This is a genomic window from Oleiphilus sp. HI0043 (assembly GCF_001634935.1).
This window is the reverse complement of record NZ_LWEY01000732.1, coordinates 1-562: the sequence shown is the minus strand read 5'-3', so window position 1 is coordinate 562 and position 562 is coordinate 1. Positions and strand designations below refer to the sequence as shown.

The window sequence follows — 562 nt, the reverse complement described above, 5'->3', positions numbered from 1 at the left end:
GTGCAGGTGCCCGTGAAGTTTATTTGATTGAAGAACCAATGGCTGCTGCGATTGGTGCCGGTTTACCCGTTGAAGAAGCAAGTGGCTCTATGGTCGTTGATATTGGTGGTGGTACGACTGAAATTGCCATCATTTCTCTAAACGGCATTGTTTATGCTGACTCAGTAAAAGTTGGTGGTGACCGCTTTGATGAAGCAATTGTTACTTATGTTCGTCGTAACTACGGCAGCCTAATTGGTGATACCACTGCAGAGAAGATTAAACAGGAAGTCGGTTGTGCATACGAAGGTCTTGAACTTCGAGAGATCGATGTACGTGGTCGCAATCTGGCAGAAGGTGTGCCTCGTGGCTTTACCTTGAACAGTGAAGAAATCCTCGAAGCGCTACAAGAGTCATTATCTGCGATTGTACAGGCAGTGAAAGGGGCTTTAGAGCAGTCACCTCCAGAGCTTGCATCAGATATTGCCGAGCGTGGTATTGTCCTGACAGGTGGCGGATCATTGCTCCGAGGTCTTGATCGACTTTTAAGTGAAGAAACAGGCCTTCCTGTTATTGTCGCAGA

1 protein-coding gene is annotated in these 562 nt (G+C 47.2%); it reads left to right on the top strand.

Features of this window, described 5'->3' with window-relative positions:
- A partial coding sequence (gene mreB, locus A3729_RS08530) for a rod shape-determining protein MreB (RefSeq protein ID WP_156497812.1) occupies positions 1-562 on the top strand: 562 nt, incomplete at both ends.